This is a genomic window from Nostoc sp. (assembly GCF_036917975.1).
Lineage (GTDB): Bacteria > Cyanobacteriota > Cyanobacteriia > Cyanobacteriales > Nostocaceae > Nostoc.
Genome location: NZ_JBALEJ010000031.1, coordinates 1 through 19136 on the forward strand (window position 1 = coordinate 1; position 19136 = coordinate 19136).

Annotated in this window: 16 protein-coding genes; 5 read left to right on the forward strand and 11 right to left on the reverse strand. The window is 43.0% G+C overall.

What is annotated here, in order from left to right:
• Nucleotides 1-49: 49 nt before the first annotated feature.
• Entirely contained in the window at nt 50-766 is a 717-nt protein-coding gene (locus V7K76_RS14275) for an IS630 family transposase (RefSeq protein WP_334775367.1), read from the reverse strand.
• Nucleotides 767-822: 56 nt separating this feature from the next.
• On the opposite strand from V7K76_RS14275, the gene V7K76_RS14280 reads away from it, so the two are divergent.
• Both V7K76_RS14280 and V7K76_RS14285 read left to right on the forward strand, forming a co-directional pair.
• On the forward strand, nt 823-1044 hold the full coding sequence (locus V7K76_RS14280) for a hypothetical protein (RefSeq protein ID WP_334775371.1): 222 nt from the start codon (nt 823-825) through the stop codon (nt 1042-1044).
• A gap of 500 nt (nt 1045-1544) precedes the next feature.
• Nucleotides 1545-4679: an esterase-like activity of phytase family protein gene (locus tag V7K76_RS14285; RefSeq protein ID WP_334775366.1), complete on the forward strand. Its 3135-nt coding sequence runs from the start codon at nt 1545-1547 to the stop codon at nt 4677-4679.
• Between the two features lie 458 nt (nt 4680-5137).
• Here V7K76_RS14285 and V7K76_RS14290 read toward each other — a convergent pair whose 3' ends face one another.
• The 4 genes from V7K76_RS14290 to V7K76_RS14305 all read right to left on the reverse strand — a co-directional run bounded on the left by V7K76_RS14290 (nt 5138) and on the right by V7K76_RS14305 (nt 9890).
• Complete coding sequence (locus tag V7K76_RS14290; RefSeq protein WP_334775365.1) at nt 5138-5548, reverse strand: hypothetical protein; 411 nt, start codon at nt 5546-5548, stop codon at nt 5138-5140.
• A gap of 435 nt (nt 5549-5983) precedes the next feature.
• A complete protein-coding gene (locus V7K76_RS14295) occupies nt 5984-6664 on the reverse strand; it encodes a hypothetical protein (RefSeq protein ID WP_334775364.1) in 681 nt (226 codons plus the stop codon).
• A 330-nt stretch (nt 6665-6994) separates the two neighbouring features.
• A complete protein-coding gene (locus V7K76_RS14300) occupies nt 6995-8212 on the reverse strand; it encodes an ABC transporter permease (protein WP_334775363.1) in 1218 nt (405 codons plus the stop codon).
• 208 nt (nt 8213-8420) lie between these two features.
• Nucleotides 8421-9890 carry an efflux RND transporter periplasmic adaptor subunit gene (locus tag V7K76_RS14305; protein WP_334775362.1) on the reverse strand — a complete coding sequence of 490 codons (1470 nt, stop codon included), beginning with the start codon at nt 9888-9890 and terminating at the stop codon, nt 8421-8423.
• Between the two features lie 177 nt (nt 9891-10067).
• On the opposite strand from V7K76_RS14305, the gene V7K76_RS14310 reads away from it, so the two are divergent.
• Nucleotides 10068-10193, forward strand: a complete 126-nt coding sequence (locus V7K76_RS14310; protein ID WP_334775361.1) for a hypothetical protein — start codon at nt 10068-10070, stop codon at nt 10191-10193.
• Nucleotides 10194-10511: 318 nt separating this feature from the next.
• On the forward strand, nt 10512-11885 hold the full coding sequence (locus V7K76_RS14315) for a calcium-binding protein (RefSeq protein ID WP_334775360.1): 1374 nt from the start codon (nt 10512-10514) through the stop codon (nt 11883-11885).
• Nucleotides 11886-11969: 84 nt separating this feature from the next.
• On the opposite strand, the gene V7K76_RS14320 is transcribed toward V7K76_RS14315, so the two are convergent.
• The 4 genes from V7K76_RS14320 to V7K76_RS14335 all read right to left on the reverse strand — a co-directional run bounded on the left by V7K76_RS14320 (nt 11970) and on the right by V7K76_RS14335 (nt 15974).
• Complete coding sequence (locus V7K76_RS14320) at nt 11970-12830, reverse strand: alpha/beta fold hydrolase (protein WP_334775359.1); 861 nt, start codon at nt 12828-12830, stop codon at nt 11970-11972.
• A 627-nt stretch (nt 12831-13457) separates the two neighbouring features.
• Nucleotides 13458-14189 carry a cobalt-precorrin-6A reductase gene (locus V7K76_RS14325; protein ID WP_334775358.1) on the reverse strand — a complete coding sequence of 244 codons (732 nt, stop codon included), beginning with the start codon at nt 14187-14189 and terminating at the stop codon, nt 13458-13460.
• A gap of 203 nt (nt 14190-14392) precedes the next feature.
• On the reverse strand, nt 14393-15037 hold the full coding sequence (locus V7K76_RS14330) for a TenA family protein (RefSeq protein ID WP_334775357.1): 645 nt from the start codon (nt 15035-15037) through the stop codon (nt 14393-14395).
• A gap of 109 nt (nt 15038-15146) precedes the next feature.
• Nucleotides 15147-15974 (reverse strand): ABC transporter permease, encoded by an 828-nt coding sequence (locus V7K76_RS14335; protein WP_334775356.1) that lies wholly within the window; start codon nt 15972-15974, stop codon nt 15147-15149.
• A gap of 819 nt (nt 15975-16793) precedes the next feature.
• On the opposite strand from V7K76_RS14335, the gene V7K76_RS14340 reads away from it, so the two are divergent.
• A complete protein-coding gene (locus V7K76_RS14340) occupies nt 16794-17333 on the forward strand; it encodes a DUF3172 domain-containing protein (RefSeq protein ID WP_334730608.1) in 540 nt (179 codons plus the stop codon).
• A 161-nt stretch (nt 17334-17494) separates the two neighbouring features.
• Here V7K76_RS14340 and V7K76_RS14345 read toward each other — a convergent pair whose 3' ends face one another.
• Entirely contained in the window at nt 17495-18331 is an 837-nt protein-coding gene (locus V7K76_RS14345; RefSeq protein ID WP_334775355.1) for an AMIN domain-containing protein, read from the reverse strand.
• Nucleotides 18332-18651: 320 nt separating this feature from the next.
• Nucleotides 18652-19134 carry a hypothetical protein gene (locus V7K76_RS14350; RefSeq protein WP_334775354.1) on the reverse strand — a complete coding sequence of 161 codons (483 nt, stop codon included), beginning with the start codon at nt 19132-19134 and terminating at the stop codon, nt 18652-18654.
• Nucleotides 19135-19136: the final 2 nt, after the last annotated feature.

The window sequence follows — 19136 nt, forward strand, 5'->3', positions numbered from 1 at the left end:
AAACCTCGTCCATCTTGAAAGCTGGAGTTTTGTAACGCATCGGGCTATCCTAAGTTTTAGAAGTGGTGATTGAGGTTGGTACAAGAATGTTAAGCTCATAGCAAGTATGATATGTAACATCTTCACGTAACCATTGCCAAAGATGTTCTACAGGCATAAAGTCAGGGCTGTAGGCTGGTAATGGTTCTACCTTGATATCGAGTGCGGCAGCTGCGTCTTTGACAATTTGTGAGCGATGATAGGGCGCCCCATCCCAAATCAAAGTCATCGGGTCATTTGGGAATTCGGTTTTGAGGGTTTTGAGGACATCAATAGTATTAAGACCATTGGCGGTGTCCGAGGGGAAAATTCTCACCTCACCCAAATTATAGATGTAGACCCCATAGAAAGAGACCTTGGTTCTTCCCGGAGAACTTGAACTCACCCAAAACCGCTCGCCTTTAATCGACCATCCGTAACCTTCATCGGTATCAAGGTGAATATGAGCCTCATCGATGTAAATTAGCATCTGCCCGTGTTGGAGGGCATCATCGAGTAAACCCTTGAGTGTTTCCAGAAACTCGGCACGCTTTTTGGAATTTGCCTTGTTGAGTAGTTTACGGGCTTTTTTCCAAGACAATCCTAGTCGCTTGAGGGTCTTGCCAACGGTGTCGCGACAGCAATTAATATTGAATTGGGCTTTGATCCATGAGACTAAACGCTTTAAAGTCCAACGGGGTTGAGATTGCTCAAGACGCTTTTGAGATGGGGTTGCTGCTAATTTCAAGGCATCCCTGATCTGCTGATCTAATGCCTGTTCTATCTCTATAAACCTCGTCTAACTTGAGAACTGTAGTTTTTTACCAAAATTTTGCGATTGCTTCCTACCCTGCGGGAACGCCTCGGATGTTGACTGTGGTCACAACACTCAAGTCCCAAAACCGTAATGTTTTGGAGTTTATAACTCAGGCTGTTGTTGCTGCTCGTGGTGGTACAGCCACTTCTTCTCTGCTTCCAGAACCTACTGCTTGTTCTGATGATTCTGACTTGTTGAAAGCTGCCTAATTTTATTGCTTGATTTTGGAAGTTGTTTTTCGTCTTCTTTACACCCCCTGAACGCTTACACTTAATTACGAATTACGAATTACGAATTACGAATTACGAATTACGAATTATTTTAATCATTTCTTCTGCCTAACTTATTCTTTTCTTAATCTTTCAATGAAAATATTAATAATGCTCAAGTTCTCTTATAACTACTATCGACAAACTTAAGCTTGAAATCTAATTGCAACACTTGTACTACATAGCACAGATTAGTAGTGAATTCCGACTATCATTCATTACTCCAGCTTTCAATAACTCTGAAAAAACACGTTTTTTGTAAATGTATTCTCGGAATTAATTGCAGAATGTTACTGAGATTAACTATGCTTTTGCAATTCTGAAATACTCCTATAATTCCAGTTTAGTGAAAACGTGATTTTTTGCCAAGTGATGTAATTAGAGAACTTGAATAGTTTGTGATGTAGCTAAATCCAAATACCCAAAAAACATTCTGAATTATGGCAATTGAGAACGGAATACTTGCGACAACTGTACCCCAAATTGAGTTAGTCGGTTTTGCCTCATTACCTGCTGATACCTTTAGTGATGGGCCAGCTTCTGGTGCAGATGTTTCCGCCAATGGCAGAACCGGGCCTTTCCCAGGACAGCCAATACAGGGCTTTAGCGGTGTTCAATTTGCTAACAGCAACTCTCTCTACTTCCTCTCAGATAATGGCTACGGTAGCAAAGATAATAGTGCAGATTTTCTACTGCGAATCAATCGTCTAGACCCAAATTTTAAGGGAATAGAAAATGGAGATGGCAGCGTTAAAGTCTTAGACTACATCCAATTGTCTGACCCTAACCACAAAGTTCCTTTTGGAATTGTTAACGAAGCAACTAATGATAGATTACTAACTGGTGCAGATTTTGATGTAGAGTCATTCGTCTTTGATAAAGATGGGACAATCTGGGTTGGAGATGAGTTTGGCCCTTACTTACTGCATTTTGATGCCACTGGTAAGTTGTTGGAAGCTCCCATTGCAACACCTGACCATTTCAAAACTTTGAATGGAGAAGCACCTAAAGTCATTGGTCACAGAGGTGCAAGTGGCTATCGTCCAGAACACACCTTAGAGTCTTATAAGCAAGCAATTGCGCGAGGCGCTGACTTCATTGAGCCTGACTTGGTAGTAACAAAAGATGGAGTGCTAATTGCTCGTCATGAGCCTGCTTTAGCAGTTTTGAACGCTGATGGCACTGTCAATTTCAACAATACAACCACAGATGTTTACAAGCATCCAGAGTTTGCCTCTCGCCTCAAAACAGTAAGTTTAGATGGAAACACAATTACAGGTTGGTTTGCTGAAGACTTCACTTTAGCTGAAATCAAGACTTTACGCGCAGAAGAACGTCTACCTTTCCGAGATCACTCCTTTGACGATCAATTTGAGATTCCTACCTTCACAGAAATCATCAATCTAGTTAAGCAAGTAGAAGCCGAGACAGGTAAAAAGATTGGCATCTATCCTGAAACGAAGCATCCAACCTATTTTGCCAATGAAGCTACTTATGTAGGCACTACAGACAAAATACACAGAAACATCAGTCAGTTACTAATTGATACACTGAAGGCAAATAACTTCACTGACCCCAGTCGCATCTTCATCCAGTCCTTTGAAGTAAGTAACCTCAAAGAACTGCATGATACCATCATGCCTGCCGCAGGGGTAGATATTCCACTGATTCAGCTTCTAGATGCAAGTGACATTGATATCAACGGCAAGATTATAGAAAGTCAGCCCTATGACTTGAAGGTGAGTGGTGACACACGCACTTATGGAGACTTGCGAACACCCCAAGGCTTGGCTGAAGTTGCCACTTATGCTGATGGCATTGGCCCTTGGAAGCGGATGATTGTTAGCGTCAAAGGTACTGATGCTAATGGTGATGGTAAAGCCGATGATGTGAATGGAGATGGAGTAGTCAATGATGCTGATAAGACAACGTTACCTCCCTCTACCTTAATTCAAGATGCTCACAATGCAGGGTTGCAGGTTCATCCTTATACCTTCCGAGCAGAAGATCAATACTTAGCAGCAGATTACAAAGGCCAGCTAGCACTAGAGATTCAGCAGTTCTATCAATTAGGGGTAGATGCGCTATTTAGTGATTTCCCAGATATCGCAGATGAAGTACGGGATCAACTCAGAGACGATCCTCAGTATAATGTAGTGCGATCGCCACAAAATCCCGATGTGCTTTCAGGTGATGCCTTTGCTAACTTGGGTAGTTCCAAAGGTTTTGAGGGTGGAGCAATTAACGCCAGCAAAACCAAGCTCTATTTCCTCCTAGAAGGTACTGTTCAAGGCGATACTCCTGGTGCTTTGCGGATTAACGAATTTGACCTCGCTAGCCACAAATACAGCAATCAGTTACGCTACTACAGATTGGATAATCCGTCAAATTCCATCGGGGATTTAGCAGTTATTAATGACAATGAATACCTAGTCATTGAACGGGATAACAATCAAGGGGATGCGGCTAAATTTAAGAAGATTTACAAAATAGACTTGTCTAAGACAGATTCTAATGGCTATGTAGCTAAAGAAGAAGTTGCAGACTTGTTAAATATCCAAGACCCCAACGACCTGAATGGGGACGGTAAAACCACCTTCGATTTCCCATTCCAAACCATTGAAAATGTTCTGGTTGTTGACAAAAACACCATTTTGGTAGCTAATGATAACAACTATCCTTTCTCTACAGGTCGTCCGGGGAATGATCCTCAAAATCCAGTCATAGACAACAATGAAATTCTACTCCTGAAGTTGGAGAAGCCGCTTAATCTTGCTCCTGGCTTAGGTCAACCACAAGCTGAAGCAATTAATTTTGGCTCCACTACTAGCGATAATGTTACAGCTCAGGCAAATCAAACCCTATTCACAGGTGACGGAGCAGATTTTGTAGAAGGTACTACTGGTAACACAATCCAAACTGGAAACGGTGATGATATAGTGCTAGTCGGTAGAGACTCTTCAATGTCCGGCGGAGAGGGTAACGATCGCATATTTATTGGTCAAAACGGCCCGGCTCAAAATACTACTGCGGATGGTGGTAATGGTAATGATGTTATTACCGTAGTAGAAGCTAGTGGTAGTAATAATTTACTTGGAGCGGCAGGTGATGATACTCTCTCAGTAATTGAAGGTTCTCGTCAATCATTATTTGGTGGCTCAGGCAATGATACCCTCACCAGTGGCGGTAGCAATAACCGTCTCTACGGTGGTTCTGGGGATGACAAACTCTTCTCCAATGCCAATGATTCCCTGGTTGGTGGCGATGGTGATGATGTGCTATTTGCTGGTCAAGGGGGTAGTAATAGCCTGACTGGTGGTACTGGTGTTGACCAGTTCTGGATTGCTAACGCCAGTCTGCCAACTAGCAAGAATATTGTGACTGATTTTGCGATCACCATTGATAAAATCGGGCTTGGTGGAATTGGTGTTAGTCAGTTTAGTGCTTTAACACTGTTACAACAGGGTAGCGATACTATTGTGAAAACCGGAAATACAGAGTTAGCTTCATTACTGGGAATTACATCAACTAGCCTGACAGCGAATGATTTCGTTTTTTCTGCTAGTGTCGTTTAGCCGAAAGATGATTACAGCTTAGATTAAACGAAAATCGGCGGGAATCCTATCCCAACAAGACGGGTATCTGGGATAGCCGCCCGCCGATTTAGTCATTTTTCGGGACAGACACTCGTGAGAAGATTAATTAGTAAAAGGCAGGTAGACCCTGCCTTCATTCTGTAGATTACTAAACTCAATATTGCACTTCAAATTGACAAAACCATTGCAATGTTATGTCAAGTGTGTGTTTGTATTACTTACTTGGGCAGAGAACAGCAGTAGAAGTCAAACAATTTTGGATTTTAGATTTGCAATTTTGGATTGACCCTGACCACAAGGGTACAGGGCTTGGTGATTTGAGATTGACAATTTTGGATTTGTTCCGCTTGACTTCGGGCGGGGCATGAACCGAAATCATCTAAAATCTAAAATCTAAAATAGGTACGTCAAAGATTACTTGCCAAGTCTAGTAATTATTAATTTTTGCCATTGGTGAGAAGATGAATAGCTGCTCCTGCAACTGCACCATCGACTGCATCCCCAAGAGTATCTTTGCCACCGCGAGTTACCGCACCTGTAACTGTACTGGCTGCTGCCCCGACTCCAACATCTTGACCGAGATTTCGATGCTTTTTATGATACCTAGACCTAGTACCATTGACACCATTAACAGCCGCACCAGCCGCCGCTCCTTTGATGGCATTATTCAGCAACGAACCACGTCTTCTGACGACTGTCCCAGATAATACTCCGGCACCTGCTCCGATCCCAATATCTCGTAGTATATGTTCATCCGCAGATGCTTCTTGAGCCGGAACTAAGCTCACACTTGCTAAACTTACAGCCATCAGGCTGGAAATAAATACACCTTTCCAGGTTCGCTTCATCCTGCTACCTTTGCCTTTTTCAAACTGAAAACTAACCAAATCATTATAAATATGTTTCCTCTCATTAGAAAGTAAAACTGTGGACTCAAATGAGGAATTAGCCCTCTGATGTCACTCTGGGAGGATAAAAATAAATCAATTCAAAATTCAAAATTCAAAATTAAATTCAGCCACCTATAAGGGGTGAGGTTTCTACCTACCTTGGGAAACAAGGATTCTTTCTCTACGAGACGCGAACGCCCGCAAGTGGCGCGTTCGCGTAGCGGGACGAAGTACGGTTTTAAACCTTCACTTTTTTCATAAATGTAGGTTGGGTGGAACCTTCGCATAGCATCCTGTAGGGAAGTGAAACCCAAAAATACCAAACTCTTTGGATGTTGGGTTTCGTGCCTCAAACGCCACTTGCTTCTCCCAAAAGGAGACGCTGCGCGTGGTTTATTGAGTAGTACCAATAGCAGATTTTAGTTGAAGTTTAATATTTGTACCTTTTTTAAGCACAACTTCTCCACCAGGGCTAGACAAAACGAAAGCCGCCGCAGCTGCACCACCTGCTAGCCCACCATGCTTGAACTTGGCTTTATCACCAAGAAAACGACCTGCAATTGTACCACCTAAAATAATCCCTGCATTTTGAATGAACTTACCTTTGGTTTTTGTTTCTAACTTGGTGTTTACTAAGGTTGCATCAATGGGATAAGATGAGCCATTTTTAAGCGAAATATCATCAAAAACTAAATGTAAACTTGCTTTTTTTCCTTTAGCAGCTTTGACTACATCTTCCAGGTGTCCCTGTATTTGACCATCTTGAAGAACTTTATTGGCTCCGATTGAAGAATTCTTTATTTCTAAAACAAAGCGCTCGTTGTTTTGGCTTTTAACCGTAGATATCTCTTGTTTAAGAACAGTCCCAAAACTTGCTCCAGCAGGTACGGCTATTTGTTGATTATTTGGCTGAGTAGATGTTCTTTCAGCGATCGGAGTTTTGTTGTTACTAGAAGTATTGTCGGTCTGGCTATTTTTATTACAACCTGCTGTGCTACTTAATAAAATAGCACTCAATAACAATGGCAATAGATTTTTCATGGCGACGGTCTTGATGTAACAAATAATCACCATACAATCTTTTCAGAAAGATCAAAACGACAGAAGCGGAAACTTAACGTTCATCCACAAATGCTGATTGAGCCAGAACTAATGTTACGCTTGCTCTATCATGAGAGGTGAAGATCCAGTAGACACCTCCGAAAAAGAATTGTTTTGACGTAGCAGTGCTAACTCTCTACACGGGTTCTGGGTAACGCATCTTTAATTTCTGGAGATGTCTAGTACATAAAGTTAGCTGAGGCGCTGTTAGATTTCTCCAGTCAAAGTGATTTAGTGAATTACTTAGGGAATATCTCTGTACCCCAATCCAATCAGGAAGATTAAGTTTCGCCATCCCCATCATTAAGCACTTCTTAAGGCCACAATGGGGTCGAGTTTAGCAGCGCGACGTGCAGGAACAACACCAAAGAATAAACCAATACCTCCAGAGACACCAACTGCCATAGTAATCGCTACAGGAGAAAGACTTGCTTCTAAAGGAGTCAAAGCACTCACTAAGAGGATGCCACTAACACCAACCGCAGTCCCAACTAAACCGCCTGCTGCGGAAACTATCACTGCCTCAATGATGAACTGTAGCAAAATATCTTGCTCAGTTGCCCCGATCGCTTTTCGCAATCCGATTTCTTGAGTGCGTTCGGTGACGGAGACAAGCATAATATTCATAATCCCAATGCCACCGACAAACAACGATATACCTGCGATCGCTGCTAGCATAATTGTCAATGCACCTGTAATTTGACCGACAGTTTGCAAGGCATCCTTTTGAGAACGCAGAGTAAAATCATCTTCACCATTAATTTTGTGCCGTAGACGCAGCAAATTAGTAATTTGAAACTCTGCTGCATCCACGCTATCTGAATCACGAGCGGCAGCAACGAGGTAATCTAAGGCGATACCATAGGGAGAATTCTTGCCTACAAGTCGGTTTGCTGAAGTGGTGATTGGGATTAAGGCAGCATTATCATAATCTGCTCCCACGCTGGAACCTTTGGCTATTAATGTCCCAATCACTTGAAAGCTGGTATTTCCAATTCGCAATTGCTGGCCGATGGCGTTACTATTACCAAATAGTTTTTCTGCCAAGTCTGCACCAAGTACTACCACTTGGTTGCTTCGCTTGATGTCTACCTCAGAAAAAAATCTGCCTTTAGCAGTTTCAAAATCCCGCACCGATAGAAAGCTGGGAGTTGTGCCAATGATATTGACATCAGTGTTTCTGTTGCGGTATGTAACCACCTGTCTTCTGTTTAACTCTGGCGCAACTCCTACTACTGTTGGTACTTGAGAAGCGATCGCTTCCGCGTCTTGCAACACCAGAGTTTTTGGTACTTCAAAGGAGATTCGTTGAGTTTCTTGATTACCTGGTAGTACAAATAGCACATTTGGCCCTAGTGACTCCAGCTGTTTATTCACGTACTTTTGACCACCTTCGCCAATACCAATCATGGCAATCACTGAGGCGTTACCAATAACTATACCCAGCATAGTGAGGGCGCTACGTAATTTATTTGACAGCAGGGTTTTCCCCGCCATATTCATACTTTCGAGGAGATTCATGCCAATTTTGGATTTTGGATTTGAGATTTTGGATTAAAATTCTGTATTAAAGGGTTTAAGCACCTGCAATCTACATGTAGCACCCATTTTAGTTGGGGTTTAAATCTCCTTATGTAATGTCTTTAATTTTGAATTTTGTTAGCGCAGCGTTAGCGAGTCTACGTTCGCGTAGCGTCTCGTAGAGAGCGTCATTTTGACTTTTGAATTGTTAATTATTCTGTTTCTCTTTGGCCTTTTCGATTTTGTAGTCTTTGGGTGGGTTCACAAATATGCGATCGCCTGCTTGAACTCCCCCTAAAATCTGAGTTTGGTCTTGGATTTGTGCCCCGACTGTAATTTCGCGGAACTGGGGTTTATTCTTGGCATCTGGGATGAGTACACCCGTTTTACCTTTTTCGGTGACGATTGACACCGTTGGTAACACTAAAGCATTATTAACGCGATCGCCTAAAAAAGTCAGATCCACATTTAAGCCAGAACGTAGTTTATCTGTGCCAGTATCGAGAGCAATCCGCACCTGGAAGGATGTTACACCTTGTTCCACCACTGCTTCGGGAGCAATTAGGCGCACATGACCTTTAAAAACTCGATCGGGATAAGCATCAGCGACAATTTCCACCTGCTGTCCCGATTTAATTCTGCCAATATCGGCTTCGGGAACTTGAGCTAATATTTCTAAACCCCTGGCTACGGCAACAATTGAACTGGAAGTTGCCGATGCACTAGTAGAAGCAGAAGTTGTGGGTGTGACAAAGGCCCCTGGTTCTGCATACTTTTGGGTAACAATTCCCGAAAGAGGAGCGCGAATAATAGTATCTTCTAACTGCACTTGTACACCCTTCAATTGAGCCTCAGCAGATGCAACGGCAGCTTGACGCTGGGCAATTTCTTCAGGACGAGTGCCATCTTGCAACAGAACTAATGCGGCTCGTGATTCGTTGACAGCGGCTTGGCGTTGGTCAACTTCCTCAGTCCGAGTGCCACTTTTAACTAAGGACAATCGTTTTTTAGCTTCTTCTAAATTGGCTCTAGCACTTTTGTCGTCACTGATGGCTTGATCGAGTAATTGTTTTTTCTCTGCTCCCTCTTGATATAGATATTGATAACGCTTTACCTGTTCATTGGTGTAATTCACCTTTGCTTGAGCCGCATCCACTTGCGATTGAGATTGAGCAATCTCTTGGGGACGATTGCCAGCCTTAGCTGCGGCTAACTGGGCTTGAGATTGTGCTAACCGCGCCTTTGCCTGAGTGATTTCTTGAGGGCGACTACCAGCGAGGGCTTGGGCTAGTTGTGCCTGACTTTGGGCTAAATTGGCACGATATTGACTTCTTTGAGCTTCAATACTTGCACTATCCATACGGGCGAGAATTTGCCCTTGTTGAATGCGATCGCCTTGTTCTACGTATAATTGCGATAGCACTCCCGGATTCTTCGGGCTAATATTTACGCTTTTAACTGGCACAACTTTACCACTAGCTGTAATCCGCAATGTCACGTTTTGTGCTGTAACTGGAACTGTTAATTCAGCAATATCTTCTTTGTTTGCCCCTTGATTTATCAAGGTGTAAGTTGTTAATGTACCCACAACCAACACACTCCCTGCCATCAGCCCAATCAGCCAGCGTAATGGATACTTAACTTTGCCAATAACTGGAATTTCTATGTGAGTAGCCATATTAAAGAAGCCTGTAAATATTCCTGTATAGGAGTAGCCTTTGGTTCGAGGGTAAGTGTAAAATACGGAGATGTTAAAGCTTTGGGATTAAATTTTTATGAGTCAATTGACAACTAGACGCATAATTAGCTTCATCGTTGCTTAATCTTTCTTAATACTAGGCATTGCTTTTTGTGTATGTCTTCACCTGAATGGATGACTTTTGTCACTAGTACGCCTTCCTTGGAAATACTTTGGCGTACTTCTAAATCATGGAAATATTTAGTTCTGACTCTGCAACCACAAATAGCGATCGCCTCTTAATACCAATTTTGGGCAAAAAACTTTATCTGACCTAAATTAAGGCAAAAAAACAGTCCTTAACAAGACTATATGGGGCTATTCAATTGGGTCAAGCCATTTTTAGACCCTGCTAGAACTGGATTAATAAAAAAGATCGGGAGATTTGCATAAAGATACTTCATTCCGATGAAGTAAATAAATACCTGTTCTAAAGGCGTTATTGCACGTACAGGGAGAATGGTAAATTATTCCTGTAATGTTCAGTACTTAACCGCAATGATTTAGTTAGGTAAACCGAACAGTTGAAAAGTATCACACTCAATTCAGGAAAATTATATTATGCCCAGACTAATTGTTTCTTCACCCTCATCCATAGGCACTGCAAATTCCGATCTAGTGGTTGGCAAAGAGGATAATACGGCGTTGCCAACAACTCCAGCAATTGGAATTGAGGTTAGAACCAGGGGAGTCATTAATACTCAAGCAGGTAACGATACTATCTCTGGAATAGGCATTGGTGGCGGCAACGGCTATGACGCAAGCACTGGTACTGGCATTGCTAACAGTGGCATCATCAATGCAGGGCTAGGAGACGATACGATCTCTGGCGCCGGCACTGGTGGTAGCGGGTATAGAAGCGCTCAGCTTGGTACAGGTATCTTCAACACTCAGGGTGGCTACATTTATGGAGGAGACGGAAATGATTTGATCAAGGGAACCGGAACGGGAGGCGACGGTTTCGGAACAGGTATCACTAGAGGTATTAATAATACTCAGTATAGCCGCATTGATGGAGGAAAAGGGAACGACTCTATCTTTGGAACTGGTAGTGCTATAGGAATCTCTAACACTCAGCATGGCCGTATTGATGGAGGGGAAGGGAACGACTCTATCAAGGGAACTGGTGGGTTTACTACTAACTATGGAGTAAATGGTACAGGCATCCTCAACAGTGGTGGCAGCGTCATTAACGGAGGCATCGGAAGCGATTCTATTATTGGTATCGGCAAGGGTGGTGATGGGGCTGTAAATCCTGTTAATATTAATACCCCTGCGGGGAATGGTGTAGGCATCTCCAACAGTGGTGGTAGCATCATTAGTACAGGGCAGGGAAACGACTTCATTTCTGGTAAAGGTACAGGCGGTGCAGGGGCTTCGATCCCTTCTTATCCTGAAGCTGGGACAGTTGGCCCTGGTGTAGGTATAGGCATTGTTAACAGTAGCACTATCGACTTAGGCTGCGGCAACGATACTATCACTGGTACTGGCATTAGTAAAGGCATCGGTATTCTTAATACTAATGGCATTATTTATGAAGGGGCAGGAGCCGATATCCTTACTGGCTATGGCACTAGTGTTGGCATTCAAGGCGGCACGATTGATGGCGGAAGCGATAACGATTACTTCAAAGCTCGTCGAATTGATGCTAACGGTAATTCCGTTTCAAACCAAGGGGGTGCTATTGCCAATGTCTTGATTAAAGGTGGCAGTGGAAACGACACATTTGATGTTGGTTACGGCAATGCTACCATCGATGGTGGATCGGGATGGGACAAGCTAATTCTGCCTAATTTCAGAAATGATTACATTATTACAGGCAGCTCCAATAATTACACCATTAAGCGCGATCAATTTACCCTGCATGTCTTGAATGTTGAGCAAATTGCCTTTATTGGCGCTACTCAACAGCAGAATGTATTTGGGACTCATTAGGGATTTCTAGCAAATAGAAAAATTCCTCTTCCAGATGGGAGAGGAATTTTTTGGTAGCGTTTTGCGTCTGCTTGTATTCTTGATCTAACGTTTGTAAACTAAGAAACCTGCGATCGCATCCAAAAGTGCTTCTGGCTCATCGGCGCGGATCAAATGACTGCTATTCTCAAAAATTCTCAAATCGGCGTTAGGAATTGCCTGTGCTATTTCTTCCGAAAATTCTGGGGCGCAAATCCAGTCATACCGACCTGCAATTACTAAAGTGGGTGCGGTAATTTTGTGTAACTGGTCAAGAATATTGTAGTTGCGGAGAAAACCGCCAAAAGCAACATTAATCGCATCAACTGAGAGAATATTTCGCTGCCAAGCAATGCCTGAAGTGGTAGGCTCATATCTTAGCGAATACATTGGCCCCAACACTTGAAAATACTGTCTTAGCTGTTCCTCATTTTCAAAGTTTCCATCCCAAAGCCTTTGAGCGCTTGCTTTTTGTTCTTCAGTTCCCTTTGATGCAAGGATTTCCTTAGCCCGTTTTAAAAAGCCACTATGGGCTGCTGTGGCAATCACAATCAGATGAGAGACATTCTGAGGATAGCGGACTGCATAAGTCAAAGCCACCATACCACCGTAAGAGCCGCCAATCACAACAATTTTTTCCAGACCAAGGTGTTGGCGCAAAGCTTCCATATCTTCAACATTATTGTCTAGAGTATAGGTTTCTTTAGGCCCACGGGCAGACCTTCCTTGACCGCGATGGTCAAAATAGACTAGTTGTAGTTTTCGGCTTAAAGCCGAGAAGGTTGGTTTGAAGGAAGTATGATCTGCACCAGGCCCCCCATGAATTAGAAAGGCAACAGGTTTAGAGGAGATGTTCGCGCCATCCACCACTAATGCAGAACCTTCCACATCAAAGAAAATTTCTGTATCTCGTATTTTTGCTCGCATTTTCGGTATTGTATAAAATCAGATGACTTCAATTCAAAATAGTAACAACTTGCGTCGGAAGTCCTTTGCTACTCAAATGCACTGCCTTGTATCAGATTTTTAGCAAGCAGCGATCGCGCTACTCAAATGCTACTCATTTTTGCTGGGCAAAAATGAGTAGGTTGGGTGGAGGCTTTGCGTAACCCAACATCCAATATGGTTCGGTTAAGGCAAGAGACGCGATAAATCGCCGTCTCTACAAAGGACTGATTATTGTAAAGACGGCGATTTATCGCGTCTTTGCGATCTAGGGCATGTCATCAAAAAACCTTATCCTAACCGTATTGACCCAACATCCTGATATTTGTTGGGTTCATTGGTGTCAACTTAAGCTGGAAATAGCTTATCTGTTGGCTTCCATGCCCGCCAGGGAATAAATTCTCGGGCTTTTAGCTTAAGTCTACTGAAGTAGACTGGAGATTCTTGGCGATATTTAGTCATCTTCAGATGACTTTAGCTACTATACGGGAATTTCAATTCCCGGCGGACAAGCGGTTTCACGTTAAGTTGACACTAATGTTTGTTGGGTTGCGCTCCGCTCCACCCAACCTACGTTTAATGCACTTACGGCTGGGCAGTCACGCTTCCCTACTTGCATAGCCATGCCAAAGCAGCATCAACATTACTAACCTGCTCCCCTGGCGGTATGGCTGGGCGATTTACCATCACAACCTTTATGCCCAGTTCTCGCGCGGCAATAATCTTGGGCTTTGTGGCATCGCCACCGCTATTTTTACTGACGATAGTATCAATGTTGTTGTGAATTAGAATTTGTCTCTCATTCTTGAGGGTAAAAGGCCCGCGATCGCACAATACCATCCCCGGCGGTACTAAAGCATCATCGCCAGGAGGGTCAATCATCCGCATCAGAAACCAAATTTTCTCTAGGTGAGCAAAGGCAGCAAGTTCTTGCCTACCAACTGTTAAAAAAACTCGCTGTGCCTGGTTTTGCAGGGCTGTTGCTGCGGCTTTAACGCTATCAACTTCAATCCAGCGATCGCCCCTTACTTTTTCCCAAGGCGGACGAATTAACATCAGACGGGGTATTCCGACTTCTGTTGCAGCATCGGCGGCATTGAAGGAAATTTGACTCGCAAAAGGATGAGTTGCATCAATTAATAAGTCGATTTGCATAACTCGCAGATAGCTAGCCAATCCAGCCACACCACCGAAGCCTCCAACCCGTAAATCGCCCAAGGGTACTGACGGTTCACGGGTGCGACCAGCTAAAGAGGTGATTACTTCTAACCCTTGGATAGTTGCAACTTTGGCAGCTAGTTCTGCTGCATCTCCCGTCCCACCCAGAATCAAAACACGCATGATTAATATAAAAATATAAAACAGGAGTCAGAATTCACGCCTAATGTGAAATCAATAGAGTTTCAACCTAGTTCCCTGCTGTATTTATTGACATACATTAGACATCTCCAGAAATTAAATATACGTTATCCAGAATCCTTGTAGAGACGTAGCACTGCTACGTCTCTACATTCATTTTCACTCCTATGTCTATTGAATTTCTCTCACCGACTTAATTCGGCAGACTGCTCCAAAATCCATGCAGCCTGAAAAAAGTCGCGCTCACAAAACATCGCATAACGATAGGTTGAATGCACAACAACATTGTTAATGGCATAATTGTCAACTAAACTTTCTAATTGTTGTGTTAGTGGTTGAAAGTCTGCACTGCTGTAAGTACGAATCCAGTCAGCATATTGATGATTCGGAATACCGTTACGAGCCAATTTTTCTCCTAAAAAGGCATACAAACGCATACAGGGAGCCATCGCCGCCGCAGTTAAACCTACATCTCCACCCCAAGCAGTTGCTAACAAAAAGTCCGTATAGCGGCGGGTGGCAGGCGCAGGTTCTACGGAATGCAAATTGACTCCCCACTCAGAGGCATAGCCACTATGCAGCCGCAATTCTTCTAAAACTCCACTAGCTAAGTTATGAAATGTGGTAAAACCTAACCAGTCTGGTGCTTTAGCTGCGGCGATACTGTACGCACGGGCAAAAGCTTCTAAGAAAAAAGCATCTTGCCCTACGTAGTAAGCAAATTTCACCTGCTCAAGAGTCCCATCACCAATGCCTTGAACGAAAGGATGCTCTAGACAAGCTTGAGCTAAGTCTTGATTTGCTGCCCATAATTGGTTAGATAAAGTCACGTCGCTTCGCTCCGAATTCAAAATTCAAAATAAATGATCCGCATAAATAAATTTAGGGACTTGTATCATGAGTCGTTTTCGGTCATTTGAGGTGGAAAATACGATATTCTTAGTCTTGTTGATGAGCAAATTTATAACCACCCCACAGAGAAAGAGCGATCGCAACCACCAGCAAAATCGGTATGCTGTACCAAGGAAATTGGGACAAGGGTAAATGAGCAACTGCACGCAATCCCATGCTGGCGTAGGTTAGTGGCAATAGGTAAACTAAGACTTTGAAAGCCGTTGGTAATGTCGCTGGGTCAAAGAAGGTCGCTCCTAAGAATGACATGGGGATGATGATAAAATTGTTGTAGAGTCCGACTGATTCGAGCGATCGCACACTCAACCCCACAATCACCCCTAACCCGGCAAATACTGAACAATTGAGCGTCACCAACAGCAGAAATAGTGGATTGATAAAATTCCAGTTTCCAGTCAACAGCAGCGCTACCAAAATCACCGAACCGGAAGTCATCAACCCCCGCACGACTCCCGCCAGCATTTTACCAATATACAACGCTAGGGGATGTATGGGAGTTAATAACAATTCCTCGAAGGTTTTGGTAAATAATCTGTCCCCACAAATGGAAAATGTCGTTCCAGCAAAGCTAACCGTCATCGACGAGAGCGCTACCATCCCCGGTAATATAAATTCCAAATAGTTGTTATAGCTACCACTAACTCCTGAACCTGGTTTGATGGAACTACCCAAACCCAAGCCAAAAGCTAAAATATATATCAGTGGAGATATTAAGCCTGATGCCGCAATTGGTAAGATTCTCACACGTAAATCTAACCAATCTCCCCAAAAAATAGTCAGACTATCAGCTAGGAAGATTTGCAATTGCGAAGTTTTGAACCTCTTGCCCGAAAGTAGCGCTCTTTGAGATATCACGTGCTTTCAATTACTTATCAAAATTTTATTAAGTATTAATTTACATTGTTTTACACGTCAATTACTAGGGGTAACAAAAATATCTCATCTTAAAAATTTAAAATTAACAACCAAATCTAGATGTTTTAAGCATTATTACTACATTTTTGTGAAAATTCAGTTAACTATATATATCTGATAAAAATGAAAAATATGGTATGATTCACTAATAAATTGTTTACAAGTGATTAATCAAGTCAAGCAGCGCAAAGGTCATAACTAATAACAATTCGTTAACGATTAAATAAACAAAGATACTCATTAATTGTTCCAGATATAAACAACAACCGACTAGTACGACTTGGCTTAAGAGGATGTTTGAAAAGTATTAGGCGACTGGAAGTAGCTACTATACAAAACTTAGTCCACCTCCGTGGACTAAGGGACTTCCAAGAAATAAATTACCCAATCTTGTGGGGTGGGCATCTTGCCTGCCCTATGGACTGGGAGGGCGAGACGCCCACCCCACAAAAAGTAGTTGAGTATTTTTTTATTTTTTTATTTGGAAGTCCCTAAGAGAAAATCAAGAGTTTTTAACCCACGGAGGTGGGTTTGGTTTGTGTAGCCGCGACTTCCAGTCGCTCGGTGAGTAATAAATTAGACGTTTCAAACAACCTTAAAATTCTGTCCAGATATGTAGATAACTTCCTATTTTTCGCATTTAATAAGAATATTGCACAGAAAGTTACAGGCAAGTAAAGTCAAGAATAGGCATACTTAAAGAGGGAGAAAACTTTAGACAACTCCCTGCCAAATCGGCGTGAAGGTGATTAAGCAACAATGAGACGTAAATCTACTGGTAGATCGGCTACTACTTCTAAACCCTCTGTTTTCCAATCCCCTCTATTTAACTTCACCACCATCGCAATTATGGGAGGGGTGTTGATTTTGGGAATTGGGATTGGTATTGCTTTTAGTTCTACAACCACGTTGGCTCCATCAAATGTAGCTTCCCGTGAATTCATTGATCTCAAAGCACCAAACCCAGAAATTTGTGTGCAGTATGGAGCTAGCGCTATGGTGACGGACGCTAGATTGTTCATTACTCTCAACCCCTTTAATGTTTATGTTTCCCAACCGAGTATGCGTCCTGGATGTGTCATTCGACAAAATGACTGGGCAATTTTAGAGCAACGTAAGCTGGTGACATCCGATCAGGTAAGAGATTGCAAAAATCGCCTGAACACCTTTGGTTTTACAGGTAACTTGGATGGTGAGAAACCTGATATTAGATGCATATATCAGAATGAAGCCGCTCAAAATTTCTTCACTGCTCAACCAGGAGCAGTTGGAACACCTCAGCAAACGGACAGATTTTAGAATTGGGCATTGGGCAATTCAATTTGGGATTTTGGATTTTAGATTTTGGTGAAGCTGCGCGGTCTTAGGGGTTTCCCCCATGAGCGACTGCTGAACCCGAAGGGATTAAATTTCAATCTAAAATCCAAAATCTAAAATCTAAAATTCTTACTGCCCATTCCCTATCTCCTTTTAGGAAGAGGTTGACCAAACTCAATGATTTGGGGATCGGGAGCATTGGGGATTGTTGGAACTGGAAATTGCGATATCCCGACAGGGGGAATATTATTCAAATTATTGGGCTGATTTGGGAAAGAAGGCGGGGGAAGACTCAAAGCAGGTTGTTGAGAGGATGTATTCGGAGTTAGGGGGGGTACAGTGACAAAAGGCTGCCCTGAGTTGTTAATAATTGCTGAGGGTAGTTCATTGGATGGAGGCGGAGCTGTAAGTAAGGGCGGTTGTTGATTCGTAGTTACGGGTAAGTTACTCGGCGGCTGTGACTTATAAGGTGTTTGAGGTTGTTTCTTGGGTGAAGGTGAGGAGTTTCCTGGTTTCACGGCAGTAGTTTTACCAGAAATAACCGGACGTAACACCCAACGAGTGGAGTTTTTGCGGGAAACGGGTTGCAGTCGTATCTGTTTGGGATTAAAAATAGTCCCTGGTGCTAAATCTAAGACAATGCGTGTGTCGTTTGCGTTCAGTTGAGAAACGCGAATGCTTTTAATTGCTCCAGAATAATTTTGCAGCGTGGTAACTTTGCCCAACTTAGTATTCGGTAAATCTACAACCAGACGCGAGGGTTTGGCCAGGTAGAAATAACGGGGGGTTGTGCCTGCTGAGAGAGTGATTTCAAGTTGCTGTGTCTTGGGGGAAAAACGCCAATTATCTAGCTTGACCCCTGGTGTAGCAGCAGTAGTGGAAGTTTCAAGGGCGATCGCTGCGTAAAAGCCTAATATACTGATGCTAAATAGCTGCTTGCCCCATTGGCAAAATTGCCTAGTCTTTAGTCCCTGATCCATTCTTTTTATTTGCTCCATAAAACCCATACAATGCGCTCACATTGCCGTTTACTTCGCGCCGCCAGTCCCGTAGACGCGATTAATCGCGTCTCTACATGTCGCGCCAGGATTCCCGGACTGGGGACTGGGGACTGGGGACTGGGGACTGGGGACTAGGAAGAGTTTTCTTCTCGTGCGAACACTGCGCGAACAAAACTTGGGTAGTTATCTGAATCCCCGAACAATTTTCCCAGTCCCCATTACCCCTTATCCCCAGTACCCAGTACCCAATCCCTAATCCCCAGTCCCTAATTCCCAGTCCCCAATCCCTAATCCCTTTTTCAATTAACTTTTTGAGGCACAGCGGTAAATTTAAGAGTTTGGGGAATGCCCTGTACGGTTAATTGACCTGTAATATTAGCTTTATCCACAAGTTGCATTTGAATTGTTACTGAATTTAAAGGATCATTTTGGGGGCGAGGAATATTACAAAGGATTGAACTACCAACTTTCCCAGATAAATTTAACTGTTGATTTCTAAAGATGCCTGCCAGAGAGTGCTTTTCGCCAGTGTCGGTCTTAGCGTTTGTCGGTAATACAGAGGCATTTAAGTAAATACCCGACTGTTCAATATTTAACGTCAGGGTATCCGATTTTTCACAATTCGGCAAATTCTCCGCTAGGGTTAGACGATATCGCCCGTTAACTGGGGGAGGAGCCTTGAGATTATTTTCTCCGTAAACACTGACAGTTTTAAACAACAGTAGCACTGACGTGATTGCGACTCCGTAAAAAGCCAAAGATTTGAACTTGAAATGATTCATGC